Origin of the sequence: Streptomyces sp. NPDC093109 (assembly GCF_040701725.1) — a bacterium.
Lineage (GTDB): Bacteria > Actinomycetota > Actinomycetes > Streptomycetales > Streptomycetaceae > Streptomyces.
Genome location: NZ_JBFBEZ010000056.1, coordinates 1 through 13,382 on the forward strand (window position 1 = coordinate 1; position 13,382 = coordinate 13,382).

Here is a 13,382-nt window from a genome sequence, read left to right on the forward strand (position 1 = left end):
GGTGAGCGAAGCGAAATCGGCGCAGCCGACGCGACGCAGGAGCGCCCTTTACACCTGACACGGAGACGCGACACTCACACCAGGAGGGGCGGCCCCCTACCCAACTACCGGTCGCGACGGAGGCAGTAACAGGCGCCCGCGCCGGTGCCGGCGGAGTTCTTCGCGAAGCAAGGCGTCTCACCACGCCCCGCACACACCCAACGCGGCCGAACGCCGGTCCGACGGGCTTGCCGCCGGGCCCATGCTCGTACACCTCAAGGCACCCAAGCGTCGGGGGCCACCGAAGCCGTCGCCCGAGACCGGCCGCCGGTGTCAGACCGGCCGCCGGTGTCAGGGACCGGCAGCCGACGTCGGGAACCAACCACTGGTGTCACGAACCGACCCAGTACAGGCTCGCCCTGACCTCTCCGCCCCGCCCGAAGTACCGGAGCGCACCCTCCGCCGACGGCAGGCACATACGGCCCCCTCCCCCGCCCGCGACAACCTCGGCCCGATCCTCGAACGCCAGGCCCCAGGCGGCTACCCACCCGTCCTCCCGATCGCCCACTTCCTGCACCACAGCGAAGAGCCGTGGCGCGGAGTCCGCCACCACCTCCGCCAGCAGGGACGCGTACTCGTCATGTCCCAACGGGAGCAACGGGCCACGCTCGGAACACGCTTCCGCCTTCGCCGTTACCTCAGCCATGCGTCTCTCCTCTGTCGAGCGGTCTTGTTGATTCCGACTTGTTGATTCCGACTCTTCGCGCAACGCGCCACCAATGGCACGCTCAGATGGCCTCCGGTCTGCCGCCGATCGGGCCGCGTTCAGGCGGCCAGCGCGCGGACGGCTCCGCCGTCGGGGTCCGGCGGCGGACCGCCGTTCATGGCCACTTCGAACCAGATCGTCTTGCCGCCGGGACCGTACGGCTCCTCCCCCATGGCGCAGCCTCCCCACCGGTCGGCGACCAGGTCGAGAATCGCCATCCCGCGCCCACCGTCGCGCCCAGTACCGCTCCCGGCATCCCGGCGCGGGCGGCGAGGTCGGGGCAGGTCGGGGCTCATGTCCCAGACGGAGACCCGCAGGACGGGGTACATCCAGTGGAGCCGAACGGTCGCCCGGCCCCTGGTGTGCAGCACGGAGTTGGTCGTCAGCTCGGACGCCAGCAGTTCGGCGCGGTAGGTGAGTTCGGTGAGCCCGTGCGCGGCGAGGACAGCCCGCAGGGTGGTGCGGGCGATCCGGGGACCGCGCGGGTCGCAGGGAAGGCTGAGTTCGTACTGCCAGGGCTCGGCGAACGGGATGGGTACGGGGTGAACGTTGTCCGGCGCGGGGGCCGCGACGGGTTTCGGTTGCGGGTCTGTGCTCACGAAGCACCTCCTGGGTGCGTGACGTGAAGGGATGGGTGGAGTTGAACCACGTGGTGGGTGCGGCCTGTTCGGACAGTGCGTCGGCGGTGGCAGTGCCGGTTACGGCCCGTCCCGGGCGGGCGGGGCAGAACCGGTGCGCTTCCTGACACTGAGCGATCGACGCATCCCAGACAGTAGGGCAACTTTAAAACCCGTGCTACCTAACTCACTAAAACGAGTTATATTTATGATTCTTCACGGCCCGTATGCAGCAGGCAGACTGTGCGCGAGCGAGGAGAGGAGAGGGCCCATGGCACCGCGACAGATCCCCACAATCCGGCAGCGTCGCTTCGGAGTGGAACTTCGACGACTCCGGGAGGCGGCAGGCATGTCGGCGCCGACGGCAGCCGGCCTGTTGGGCTCGGACCGCACGATGATCTCCAACATCGAAGCAGGACGTTTCGGCATCAGCGAAGAGCGCCTGCGTCGGCTGGCAAGCATCTACGAGTGCGACGACTCGGAGCTGATCGACTCCCTCACCGCTATGACCGGCGGGCGGCAAGCGGGGTGGTGGGACGAGTACCGGGGCAAGATTCCCCCGGGGTTCCTCGATGTGTCCGAACTTGAACATGACGCCGTACGGCTGCGGACCGCCCAAACCGCGCACCTGCCTGGCCTCTTCCAGACCGAAGACCACGCGCGAGCGACCTTCGAGCTGCCCGTACCTCCGCTCCCGCGCTTGGAAGTAGAACTACGGGTGGCTCATCGCCTGGCGCGGCAGTCAGTGATCACTGGCGACGCATCAGTCCCTTACGCCGGTGTCATCCACGAGGCTGCGCTCCGCATGCGGATCGGCGGCCGGAGCATCGCCCGAGCCCAACTGCGGCACCTACTGGATGCCTGCGAGCGTCCGAATGTGACACTGCGAGTGATCCCGTTCTCTGCTGGCGGCTTCCCGCTCCTGGACTCCTCGGTCCTCTACGCAGAGGCTTCCAATCCTCACTTGGACACGGTGCAGATGGACGCACCAACGGGAGCGGTGTTCATCGATTCCCCGGCGCAGCTTGCCAACTTCCGCACCCGTCTGGACTTGACCGAGCAAGTGGCCTTGCCCCCAACTGAGTCGAGGGAGTTCATTCACACCGTCGCCAAGGAGCTGTAAGAGGTGCCGTACACGTCCGAGCCGTGCTGGATAAAGTCCTCGTTCTCGGGTGACGGCGGCAACAACTGTGTCGAGGTTGCCACGCTGGAGGGAGATCACGTCGCGCTCCGGGACAGCACCCGGCCGTCCCGGGTCATCCCTACGAACGCCAGCGCGTTCCACGCGCTCGTGCAGGGGGTAAAAACCGATGGGTTCAAGCCCCATCAGGGCTGACACCTCGACAGGCACAACCTGTTCCCCGGGTTACGCCGCCCGCCATGGACGTCTGGCTCAAGAGTGTCGAGGCAGACGAGTTCGACGACCAGGATCTCAGGAGTTCAGCTCACGCCTGGCCGCGTTGATGACGTTGTGGGCATCGGCCCCATACACGGCCGACTCGCGATGGGTCTTCCAGACCTTCACGTACAGGGCGATGCTGTCGGCATCGTCCCACCACAACTCGGCGTGCCAGTCATCGGCAGCGCCCAAGCAGCTCCGAATAGCGCTGGATGACATGGCGCGTGTGAGGTACCCAATGGATATGGAACAAGCAAAACGCACGGCCGATGAGTTGATTCGGCAAGCGATCCATGGCGTGAGCCCGGTACCGCGCCTGGAGCAACGCAGCGGAGAAGTGGGGCCGTGCCTGGACCCGAGTGATGGCGGGTCCGAGGACCGTGTGACGCTGACAAAGAACTACTGGCTGCGCGACATCCCCCCCGACCAGGGCAAGGACGTCGTCCGCCAGGTGTTCGAGAACTGGAAGGCCGCCGGTCACACCGTCGATGCCGCACCGGACTACGAGCGCAGAGCCGTCGGCGCCAACCTGCGTAGCAAGCCCGACGACTTCCTCATGCAGGTGGCCATGGGCCTCGGCGGCCAGCTCAGTGTGGGCGTCACCTCCCCGTGCTTCTGGGACAAGGAGCCCGACGAGGTCAAGGCCCCCGTCTCCAGCGACCTCGGCCTTCCCGTCCCCACGACCAAGACCGAGTTGAAGGTGCGGTTGCAGGCCCTCAATGGCGTGAAGGACGTCTCCAGCCAGGTTCTGGACAGCCTCCTCGGCGGCTGGCCCTCCGAGGAGAAGCCCTACGTGTACGTCCGGAGCCAGGACGGCTCCTGCGTGGGGCAGCACCAGTGGACGTACACCTGTGAGGACGCCCCCGTCGCCGAGCGCGCCTACCAACGGCTGCTGCGCAAGCTGACCGATCGCGGCTGGCGCTTCGAGGCGCCGCCCGAGGAGGTCGCGGCTCAGGGCGGCGACGCGGTGCTGGCTCTGACCCCGGACGCGTACGAGTCCGGGGCCGTGGTCGAGCGCCCGCGCGGCAGTGCGGTGATCACCGTGTCCGCCGCGTGGGAGCGGGAGTGGCCGCCACCGTACATGCGCTGAGCGTCGGTGCCCGGCGGTTGCGAGGGCATGACGAGACGCGTGCCGGGCGTCGCGCCGTCGCAGGGCCTGTGCGGCGAGACCCTAGGAACGCGTCGCCCTCCTGCACTCGTCCTCGGACAACTCGCCCTGACCGACCGGCGCGCTGCGGTCGTACGGGTCGACCTCGGTGGCGGACGCGTCCGTCTGGCCGTCCGTGCCGAAGGGCGGGTTGAAGTAGCCCGTGGGGGCGCCGCAGCCGCCGTTGGTCATCTCGTACTTGTACGAGACGATCGAGAACGTGCCCGGCTCGGTGATCACCTTGTCGGGGTCGTCCCAGCTCATGACCAGCTCGCGCCGGACGATCGTACGCACGATCGCGTCATCGCCGGCGTCGCCGCCGTCGTCGCCGCTCGCGTCCGCGCGGGTGACCGGGTAGACGAAGGTGACGTCGGCGGTCACCTGGAGCGCACCGCGCTCGCCCTCCTGGTAGGTGAGCCGGCCCCGGGTCTTCACGACGTCGCCGACCAGGTCGGTGCGGGAGGGCTGGAAGCGGCTGAAGAGGAGGAGGGGGTCGTTCTTCTCGCTCGGGGTGCGGAAAGCGGTTTTCAGAAGGGCTTGGACGTCCTTCTGGTGCGGGTTGATCAGTGAGATCGCCTTCTCGGGGCGCTCGCCCTCCAGCACCTCGCGGTCCAGGCCGGACGCGACGAGGAAGTCCCGGCTGCGGGTCAGCGCCCGCTCGACCTCGGCCGCGTTCATCCAGCCGACCGCCTCGGCCTTCGGCGTGGTGATCCCCGCCGCTCCGCTCGCCCAGCTCGCCGCCGGTGAGCCGCGGAACGGCTCGTCCGTGGTGGGGCGTTGGGCCTCGTCCGCCGGGGGTGCCTGGGTCGGGCGCTCCGTCTCTGCCGTCGGCGGCGATGCGTCGGCGCCGCCGAACAGACCCGCTGTCAGCCCCGGTACGAACGCCACGACCAGCAGCGCCAGCGAGGCCAGCAGCCCGACCACGTACCAGCCCGTGCGCCGCTTGGGCCGCGCGGGCGTGTAGGTGCGCCAGCCCGCCGGGCGCCCTTCGGGCTCCGCGCGCAGCCGTTTCGCCACGTCGCGGGCGCGCGCGGACGGTTCCTTGGGCGCGTCGGCGGCACCCGCCACCGACTCGCGCAGAAACCGCTCCCACTCCTCGTCGGACCTGGACGAGCCGTCCGGCTCCGTACCCGCGCCCATCCCCAACCCCCTGGTCATCAGCGGACTGTGGCCCACTCCCCCGGGACACGACCGCATAATGACACAGGGCACTGACAGTGGGGTCGGCCGAATGATGCCGACAGCCCGTCAGCCCCGTCAGCCCGTCAGGGCCCCCGTGCGCCGCTCGGTCGTGGCGATCGTCGCCGAGCCGACGACGCGGGTGCCGTCGTACAGGACGATCGCCTGGCCGGGGGCGATGCCGCGGACCGGGGTGTCGAAGCGGACGTGGAGGGTGCCGTCGGTGAGTTCGGCCGTGACCGGGGTCTCGTCGCCGTGGGCGCGGAGCTGGGCGGTGTAGTCGCCGGGGCCGGCCGGGGCGGTGCCGCACCAGCGGGGCTTGAGGGCGGTCAGGGCGGTGACGTCGAGGGAGGCGGCCGGGCCGACCGTGACCGTGTTGTCGACGGGCGAGATGTCCAGCACGTAGCGCGGCTTGCCGTCGGCGGCCGGGTGGCCGATGCGCAGGCCCTTGCGCTGGCCGATGGTGAAGCCGAACGCGCCGTCGTGGCTGCCGACCTTCGTACCGGCCTCGTCCACGATGTCGCCCTCGGCGCGGCCGAGGCGGTCCGCGAGGAAGCCCTGGGTGTCGCCGTCCGCGATGAAGCAGATGTCGTGGCTGTCGGGCTTCTTCGCGACGGCCAGGCCCCGGCGCTCGGCCTCGGCGCGGATCTCGTCCTTGGTGGTCAGGGTGTCGCCGAGGGGGAACATGGCGTGCGCGAGCTGGCGCTCGTCCAGTACGCCCAGGACGTACGACTGGTCCTTGGCCATGTCGCTCGCCCGGTGCAGCTCGCGGCTCCCGTCGGGGGCCGTGACGACCGTGGCGTAGTGGCCCGTGCACACCGCGTCGAAGCCGAGGGCGAGCGCCTTGTCGAGGAGCGCGGCGAATTTGATCTTCTCGTTGCAGCGCAGACACGGGTTCGGGGTGCGGCCCGCCTCGTACTCCGCGACGAAGTCCTCGACGACGTCCTCGCGGAAGCGTTCGGCGAGATCCCACACGTAGAACGGGATGCCGATCACATCGGCGGCCCGCCGCGCGTCGCGGGAGTCCTCGATGGTGCAGCAGCCCCGGGCGCCGGTGCGGAAGGACTGGGGGTTCGCGGAGAGCGCGAGGTGCACGCCGGTGACGTCGTGGCCCGCCTCGGCCGCGCGGGCGGCGGCTACGGCGGAGTCGACGCCGCCGGACATGGCGGCGAGTACGCGGAGCGGGCGTGTGCGCTGGGAATTCTGAGTCATAGCCCAACCAGGGTACGGCCCGGGGGAACCACAGTCGCGCGAGAATGCGTTGACGATCATATGGGCGAGAAATCACTGGGTACGGAGAGTCGCGGCACACGTCGCCGCGGCTCCGCCGACGGCCCCAAGGCCACCCGCAGAGCGGTGCTGATCGGCGGTGCCGCCGCGGTGGTCGGCGGGGGTGTGCTGGCGCGCGAGGAGCTGTCGTGGGTGTGGCGGAAGGTGTCCGTGGGGCGCAAGCCGCGCAAGGAAGGTGAGCTTGATTACGTACCCGCCCAGTGGGTGGCCGCCTCGTCGGCGAACTGGCGGATGGCAGACCGCCCCGACGACTACCGGATAGACCGCGTCGTGATCCATGTCGTCCAGGGCAGCTTCGCGGTGGCCCTCAAGGTCTTCAAGGACCCCGGTCACGGCGCCGCCGCGCACTATGTGGTGCGCAAGGACGGCCATGTGGCGCAGATGATCCGCGAGCTGGACGTGGCGTACCACGCGGGCAACCGCGGCTACAACGAGCGGTCGATCGGGATCGAGCACGAGGGGTTCGTGGAGAAGCCGGAGGATTTCACGGACACGATGTACCGCTCCTCCGCGCGGCTCGCCGCCGACATCTGCCACCGGTACGGGATACCGGTCGACCGCGAGCACATCGTCGGCCATGTCGAGGTCCCTGGCACGGACCATACGGACCCGGGGAAGAACTGGAACTGGGACCGGTACATGAGGTTCGTACGGGAGGAATTCGCGCGCCAGGAGACCGCCGCGGCCGAGTAGCCGCGGGCGGAGTGAGCACGGGGCACCGGAGTGACCGCCCCCGCCCTCCAGCGCGCCGCCGCCACGCCCCCGCCGCCCCGACGCCCCGCCGTCAGCTCAGGCCCGCGCTCCTCGCCCGCGCCACCGCCGGGCCGATCGCCCCCGCGACCGCCTCGACATCCGCGCGCGTCGACGTGTGGCCGAGGGAGAACCGGAGCGTGCCCCTGGCCAGGTCGGGGTCGCTGCCCGTGGCCAGCAGCACATGGCTGGGCTGGGCCACCCCCGCCGTGCACGCCGAGCCGGTCGAGCACTCGATGCCCTGGGCGTCGAGCAGCATGAGCAGCGAGTCGCCCTCGCAGCCGGGGAAGCTGAAGTGCGCGTTGGCGGGGAGGCGGTGGTCGGGGTCGCCGCCGAGGACGGCGTCGGGGACCGCGGCCCGTACCGCCCGCACCAGTTCGTCGCGGAGGGCGCCGATCTCGCGGGTGAACTCCTCACGCCGTTCGGCGGCGAGCCTGCCCGCGACGGCGAAGGCCGCGATCGCGGGGACGTCGAGCGTCCCCGAGCGCACATGCCGCTCCTGGCCGCCGCCGTGCAGCACGGGCACGGGGGTGTACTCGCGGCCCAGCAGCAGGGCCCCGATGCCGTACGGGCCGCCGATCTTGTGGCCGCTGACGGTCATCGCGGCGAGTCCGGAGGCCGCGAAGTCCAGCTCGGTCTGGCCGAACGCCTGTACGGCGTCGGAGTGCAGCGGAATGCGGAACTCCGCCGCCACGTCCGCGAGTTCCCTGATCGGCAGAATCGTGCCGATCTCGTTGTTGGCCCACATGACGGTGGCCAGGGCGACATCGTCGGGGTTCCGCTCCACCGCCGCGCGCAGCGCCTCGGGCGTCACCCGGCCGTACGCGTCGACCGGCAGGTACTCGACGGTCGCGCCCTCGTGCTCGCCGAGCCAGTCGACGGCGTCGAGGACGGCGTGGTGCTCGACGGGGCTGGCCAGCACCCGGGTCCTGGCCGGGTCCTCGGCGCGCCGGGCCCAGTACAGGCCCTTCACACCGAGGTTGTCGGCCTCCGTGCCGCCCGAGGTGAAGACCACCTCGCTGGGCCGTGCGCCGAGGGCCTCCGCGAGTGTCTCGCGGGCCTCCTCGACGGTACGGCGCGCCCGGCGCCCGGCGGCATGGAGCGAGGAGGCGTTGCCGGCGAAGCCGAACTGGGCGGTCATCGCCTCGATCGCCTCCGGCAGCATCGGAGTGGTCGCGGCGTGGTCGAGGTAAGCCATGGTGGGCACGATTCTACGAGCGCGGACGGAGCCACTCGCAGCAGGCCCACGCGGGGACCCGAACGGGGGCGGAAACGGGGGCGGAAACAGAGGTGGGAGAGGCCCGCGCACGGCCCCTTCCCACCCCCGCCTTCCCACCCCAGCCTTCCCACCCCGCGCCCTCAGTCGCGCGGCTCCCGCGGTACGCGCGCCAGTTGGCGGGCCTGGGACACCAGCCGGTCCGCGCTGTCCCAGACCTCGACGTCCTCCTCCAGGAAGCCGCCCGCGACGTTACGGGTCGTGATGGCGACCCGGAGCGGTCCTGGGGCCGGGCGGCAGCGGATGTGGGCGGTCAGCTCGACCGTCGGGGTCCAGCCCATGAGGCCGAGGTCGAACGAGGTGGGCGGCAGCGCGTCCACCGTCAGCAGCAGCGAGAGCGCGTCGGCGTCGCGGCCGTCCGCGAACTCGAACCAGGCGCGTATCTCGCCCTTTCCCGAGGGCGCGCCGAGCGCCCACCCGACCGTGGCCGGATCCAGCCGCAGGGCGAGCCGGTCGAGCAGCGCGAAGTCGCCGGGCGGCGGCGGGCCGTCCGCCGTGGTGACACAGCGCTCCGGGGGCGGGAACGCCGGCGGCTTGGCGGACGTCCGCACGTCGTCGGGGAGCGCGGCGAGGTCACCGTACGAGGCGAGGACCCGGATCCGCTCCACCTCGCGGCCGTCCTCGTCGGTCTGGAAGAGGGACGCCTGCCCGGTCGAGAGCGTACGGCCGGTCCGTACGGTCTCGGTACGCACCACGGCCGGTCCCGGCTTCGACGGGGTGAGGTAGTACGCGGAGACGGTGAAGGGGTCGGAGTGCGGCAGCGCGTCGCCGAGGGCGCGGCCGAGGACGGCCAGCAGATGGCCGCCGTTGAGGACGTCCGCCACCGTCCACCCGGAGGTGAGCTGTACGTCGTAGACGCCTGGTTCGCGAAGGGTGACGGCGGTGCCGCGGTCGAACTCGCTGTCGCCGATGGATGCCTGAGCCATGGAACAGCACGCTACAACACAGAAGTACTAAGCGGTAGCTTAATATATGTCACTCATACTTCCGGCCCCTCCTCCGCCGCCGAGCGCCGGTTCCACGCACGCGGCGCCCGCCAGTGGAAGCGCATCGCGAGCAGCCGCAGAACGAACGCGGTCACCACGGCGAGCGTGCTGGTCAGCGCGTTCAGGGCGTCGAAGCGGATACAGAGCGCGACCATCGAGGCGCCCACGAGGGCCGGTACGGCATACAGATCGCGGTCCCAGCGCAGCAGCGAGGGCACCTCGTTGGCGAGAACGTCCCGCAGCACACCGCCGCCGACCGCCGTGGCAAGACCGAGCACGACGGACGCGGTCAGCCCGAGACCGTACGCGTACGCCTTGGTCGTACCCGTGACGCAGAAGAGCCCGAGACCGGCGGCGTCGAAGACATTGACGGCGTTCTGGATGCGCTCGACCTGCGGATGCAGGAAGAAGACCAGCGCGGTCGCCACCAGCGGCATCGAGAAGTAGCCGAGGTCGGTGAAGGCGGCCGGTGGTACGGCGCCGATGACCAGGTCGCGCAGGAGCCCGCCGCCCAGCGCGGTGATCTCGGCCAGCACCGCCATGCCGAACACGTCGAAGTTACGGCGGACGGCGAGCAGTGCGCCGGAGATCGCGAAGACGAAGATCCCGACGAGATCGAGCCCGTGCTGGACGGAGGGGGTGAACAGGTCATGGAGCACCCGGACATTGTGCCGGGCGCCCGTGGGCATACGAACGCGCCCCGACCAGCCCGAAGGCCGGCCGGGGCGCGCCCGGGGTATCCGGTACTGACTCGTATCCGGTACCGCCTCGCGTACTACTTCTCGCCCGAAGCGTCGTCGGAGGTGCTGTCCGAGCTGTCGGAGGAAGCCGAGGCATCCGCCTTCTCGCTCTTCTCCGTCTTCGCGGCCGGCTCAGCCGCCGTCTCCGCAGCCGCAGCCACCGCCTTCGGCGCCGCCACCAGCAGCACCGTGTCCTGCGGCTGCTGGTCCTCCGCGTTCTCCGGGTGGTGGCACGCCACCTGGTGTCCCTGCCCGAGCTGGATCAGCGGCGGATCCTGCTTCGCGCAGATCTCCGTCGCCTTCCAGCACCGGGTGTGGAACCGGCAGCCGCTCGGCGGCGAGATCGGCGACGGCACATCGCCCTTGAGCAGGATGCGGTCGCTCTTGCCGCCGCGCCGGCTCGGGTCGGGCACCGGCACCGCCGACAGCAGCGCCTTCGTGTACGGGTGCTTCGGCGACTCGTACAGCGAGCTGCGGTCCGCCAGCTCGACGATCTTGCCGAGGTACATCACCGCGATGCGGTCCGAGACATGGCGGATGACCGAGAGGTCGTGCGCGATGATCACGTACGTCAGGCCCAGCTCGTCCTGGAGGTCGTCCAGCAGGTTCACCACCTGCGCCTGGATCGACACGTCCAGCGCCGAGACCGGCTCGTCGGCGACGACCAGCTTCGGGTTGAGCGCCAGCGCCCGCGCGATACCGATGCGCTGGCGCTGGCCGCCGGAGAACTCGTGCGGATAGCGGTTGAAGTGCTCGGGGCTGAGGCCCACCAGCTCCAGCAGCCGCTGCACCTCCTTCTTCACGCCGCCCTCGGGCTCGATGCCCTGGAGCTTGAAGGGGGTGGAGACGATCCCGCCGATGGTGTGGCGCGGGTTCAGCGAACCGTACGGGTCCTGGAAGATCATCTGGATGTCGCGGCGCAGCGGACGCAGCGCGCCGGTGGACATGTGCGTGATGTCCTGGCCCTCGAACTCGACCTTGCCGCCGGTCGGTTCGAGCAGCCGCGTGATGAGCCGCCCCATGGTCGACTTGCCGCAGCCCGACTCGCCGACGACGCCGAGGGTCTCCCCGGGCCGTACGTCGAAGGACAGCCCGTCGACGGCCTGGACCGCGCCGACCTTGCGTTTCAGCACCCCTTTGGTGATCGGGAAGTGCTTTTTGAGGTCGGTGACCTTGAGGATCGGTTCAGTCACAGCTTCGGCGCAATCTCTTCGGTCCAGATCTTTTCCCGCTCCGCCTTGGACATGTGGCAGGCGGAGAAGTGCCCGTCGGTGATCTCCCGCAGGTTGGGACGCTCGGTGCGGGTGAGGTTGTCCTTGGGTACGTCGGCGTACGGGCAGCGCGGGTTGAAGGCGCAGCCGGACGGGACGTTGATCAGGCTGGGCGGAGTTCCCTTGACCGGGATGAGCCGCTCGGTCTGCTCCCGGTCGATCCGGGGCATCGAGCCGAGCAGGCCCCAGGTGTACGGGTGCTGCGGCTGGTAGAAGACCTTCTCGGCGGAGCCGCGCTCGATGCAGCGCCCGGCGTACATCACCAGCAGTTCGTCCGCGATCTCGGCGACGACGCCCAGGTCGTGGGTGATGATGACGACCGCCGAGTGGAACTCCTTCTGGAGGTCGCGGATGAGGTCGAGGATCTGCGCCTGGACGGTCACGTCCAGCGCGGTCGTCGGCTCGTCCGCGATCAGCAGCTCGGGGTTGTTGACCAGCGACATCGCGATCATCGCGCGCTGGCGCATACCGCCGGAGAACTGGTGCGGGTAGTCGTTGTAGCGGCGCGCGGGCTCGGGGATGCCGACCCGGTCGAGCATCTCGATGGCGCGCTTCTTGGCCGTCTTCTTGTCGACGGCGTTGTGGACGCGGTACGCCTCCACGATCTGCGCGCCGATCGAGTAGTACGGGTGCAGCGCGGACAGCGGGTCCTGGAAGATCATCGCCATCTTGTGGCCGCGCAGCTGGCGCACCCGCTCCTTGCCGGCGCCGATCAGCTCCTCGCCGTCCAGCCAGATCTCGCCGGAGATCCGGGCCCGCTCGGAGTTGTGCAGCCCCATGATGCCCAGGGAGGTCACGGACTTCCCCGAGCCGGACTCGCCGACGATGCCGAGGGTCTTGCCCGCCTCGAGGTCGAAGCTGACGCCGTCGACGGACTTGACCAGGCCGTCGTCGGTGTCGAAGTGGATGCGCAGGTCCCGCACGGAGAGGAACTTCTTGCTCGCGTCGCTCATGAGAGCCTCACCCGGGGGTCGATCGCGGCGTACACGAGGTCCACCAGCAGATTGCAGAAGACGATGAAGAAGGCGGCCACCAGCGTCACACCCATCACGATGGGCAGGTCGCTGCTCTGCACGCCCGTGATGGCGTACTTGCCCATGCCCTGGAAGGAGAAGACGCTCTCGGTGATGACGGCGCCGCCGAGCAGCAGCCCGAAGTCCATGCCGAAGATGGTGACGAGCGGGGTCAGCGCGGCGCGCAGACCGTGCCGTACGACCACCTTGCGCTCCCGCAGGCCCTTGGCGCGCGCGGTTCTGATGTAGTCCTCGCCCATGGTCTCCAGCATTCCGGCTCTGGTGAGCCGGGCGTAGAGGGCCGAGTAGAGGAAGGCGAGGGTGCACCAGGGAAGGACGAGGTTCGACGCCCACGCAACGGGATCCTCGGAGAACGGCACGAAGTCGATACTCGGCCAGATCTCCCAGTTCGTGACGAACAGCGCCATGGCGGCCAGGCCGGTGAAGAACATCGGCAGGGAGACACCGGCCAGGGCGACGGCCATGGCCACGCGGTCGAAGATCGAGCCCCGCTTGAGCGCGGAGAGCACGCCGATCGCGACACCGGAGATGACCCAGAGGACTGCCGCGCCGAGTGCCAGCGACAGGGTCACCGGTATGCGCTGGACGATCTCGGGCCAGACCTCGACATGGGTCTTGAACGAGTAGCCGAAGCACGGCGCGTTGCAGACCGAGGGGTTGGGGCCGAAGTTGTACTCGGCGCCGACCACGATGGCCTTGATGAAGTGCCAGTACTGAAGGTAGAGGGGCTGGTCGAGCCCGAGATTCGCCTTGATCGCGGCGATGGCGTCGGGGTCGGCGCCCTTGCCCACGTACTGCGCGGCCAGGGAGTCGGTTGTCTGCCCGCCGAGGCGGGGGACCAGGAAGAAGATCGCGAACGTGACTGCGCTGACCACCAGCAGCAGCAACACCGCGGCGAAGACGCGTCGGATGATGTACGCAGCCACAGCCGTGCGGCGCCGGGTCTCA

General features: G+C 69.8%; 14 protein-coding genes and 1 pseudogene. 4 read left to right on the plus strand and 11 right to left on the minus strand.

Features of this window, described 5'->3' with window-relative positions; genetic code table 11:
* Positions 1-370 precede the first annotated feature (370 nt).
* On the minus strand, positions 371-685 hold the full coding sequence (locus AB0389_RS33865; RefSeq protein WP_366399387.1) for a hypothetical protein: 315 nt from the start codon (positions 683-685) through the stop codon (positions 371-373).
* Positions 686-804: 119 nt separating this feature from the next.
* A complete protein-coding gene (locus AB0389_RS33870; protein WP_366399388.1) occupies positions 805-1,344 on the minus strand; it encodes an ATP-binding protein in 540 nt (179 codons plus the stop codon).
* Between the two features lie 289 nt (positions 1,345-1,633).
* On the opposite strand from AB0389_RS33870, the gene AB0389_RS33875 reads away from it, so the two are divergent.
* A complete protein-coding gene (locus AB0389_RS33875; protein ID WP_366399389.1) occupies positions 1,634-2,485 on the plus strand; it encodes a helix-turn-helix transcriptional regulator in 852 nt (283 codons plus the stop codon).
* 3 nt (positions 2,486-2,488) lie between these two features.
* Positions 2,489-2,698 (plus strand): DUF397 domain-containing protein, encoded by a 210-nt coding sequence (locus AB0389_RS33880; RefSeq protein WP_366399390.1) that lies wholly within the window; start codon positions 2,489-2,491, stop codon positions 2,696-2,698.
* Between the two features lie 96 nt (positions 2,699-2,794).
* Here AB0389_RS33880 and AB0389_RS33885 read toward each other — a convergent pair.
* Positions 2,795-2,944: pseudogene (locus tag AB0389_RS33885) on the minus strand (transcriptional regulator); the annotation flags it as partial.
* A 199-nt stretch (positions 2,945-3,143) separates the two neighbouring features.
* Here AB0389_RS33885 and AB0389_RS33890 point away from each other — a divergent pair.
* Entirely contained in the window at positions 3,144-3,851 is a 708-nt protein-coding gene (locus tag AB0389_RS33890) for a hypothetical protein (protein WP_366399391.1), read from the plus strand.
* 81 nt (positions 3,852-3,932) lie between these two features.
* On the opposite strand, the gene AB0389_RS33895 is transcribed toward AB0389_RS33890, so the two are convergent.
* Both AB0389_RS33895 and mnmA read right to left on the minus strand, forming a co-directional pair.
* On the minus strand, positions 3,933-5,048 hold the full coding sequence (locus AB0389_RS33895; protein WP_366399431.1) for a hypothetical protein: 1,116 nt from the start codon (positions 5,046-5,048) through the stop codon (positions 3,933-3,935).
* A 117-nt stretch (positions 5,049-5,165) separates the two neighbouring features.
* Positions 5,166-6,299, minus strand: coding sequence for a tRNA 2-thiouridine(34) synthase MnmA (mnmA, locus tag AB0389_RS33900; RefSeq protein ID WP_366399392.1), 1,134 nt, complete (start codon positions 6,297-6,299; stop codon positions 5,166-5,168).
* Positions 6,300-6,359: 60 nt separating this feature from the next.
* On the opposite strand from mnmA, the gene AB0389_RS33905 reads away from it, so the two are divergent.
* Positions 6,360-7,070 carry an N-acetylmuramoyl-L-alanine amidase gene (locus AB0389_RS33905; RefSeq protein WP_366399393.1) on the plus strand — a complete coding sequence of 237 codons (711 nt, stop codon included), beginning with the start codon at positions 6,360-6,362 and terminating at the stop codon, positions 7,068-7,070.
* Between the two features lie 91 nt (positions 7,071-7,161).
* Here the strand turns inward: AB0389_RS33905 and AB0389_RS33910 are convergent, their stop codons facing one another.
* From AB0389_RS33910 to AB0389_RS33935, 6 genes are all read right to left on the minus strand, one after another.
* Positions 7,162-8,325, minus strand: coding sequence for a cysteine desulfurase family protein (locus AB0389_RS33910; RefSeq protein WP_366399394.1), 1,164 nt, complete (start codon positions 8,323-8,325; stop codon positions 7,162-7,164).
* Positions 8,326-8,486: 161 nt separating this feature from the next.
* Positions 8,487-9,329 (minus strand): thioesterase family protein, encoded by an 843-nt coding sequence (locus tag AB0389_RS33915; RefSeq protein WP_366399395.1) that lies wholly within the window; start codon positions 9,327-9,329, stop codon positions 8,487-8,489.
* Between the two features lie 53 nt (positions 9,330-9,382).
* On the minus strand, positions 9,383-10,048 hold the full coding sequence (locus AB0389_RS33920) for a trimeric intracellular cation channel family protein (protein WP_366399396.1): 666 nt from the start codon (positions 10,046-10,048) through the stop codon (positions 9,383-9,385).
* 116 nt (positions 10,049-10,164) lie between these two features.
* On the minus strand, positions 10,165-11,322 hold the full coding sequence (locus tag AB0389_RS33925; RefSeq protein WP_366399397.1) for a dipeptide ABC transporter ATP-binding protein: 1,158 nt from the start codon (positions 11,320-11,322) through the stop codon (positions 10,165-10,167).
* Positions 11,319-12,353: an ABC transporter ATP-binding protein gene (locus AB0389_RS33930; protein ID WP_366399398.1), complete on the minus strand. Its 1,035-nt coding sequence runs from the start codon at positions 12,351-12,353 to the stop codon at positions 11,319-11,321. The genes AB0389_RS33925 and AB0389_RS33930 overlap by 4 nt, the downstream gene beginning before the upstream one ends.
* Positions 12,350-13,360 carry an ABC transporter permease gene (locus AB0389_RS33935; protein ID WP_366399399.1) on the minus strand — a complete coding sequence of 337 codons (1,011 nt, stop codon included), beginning with the start codon at positions 13,358-13,360 and terminating at the stop codon, positions 12,350-12,352. The genes AB0389_RS33930 and AB0389_RS33935 overlap by 4 nt, the downstream gene beginning before the upstream one ends.
* Positions 13,361-13,382 lie beyond the last annotated feature (22 nt).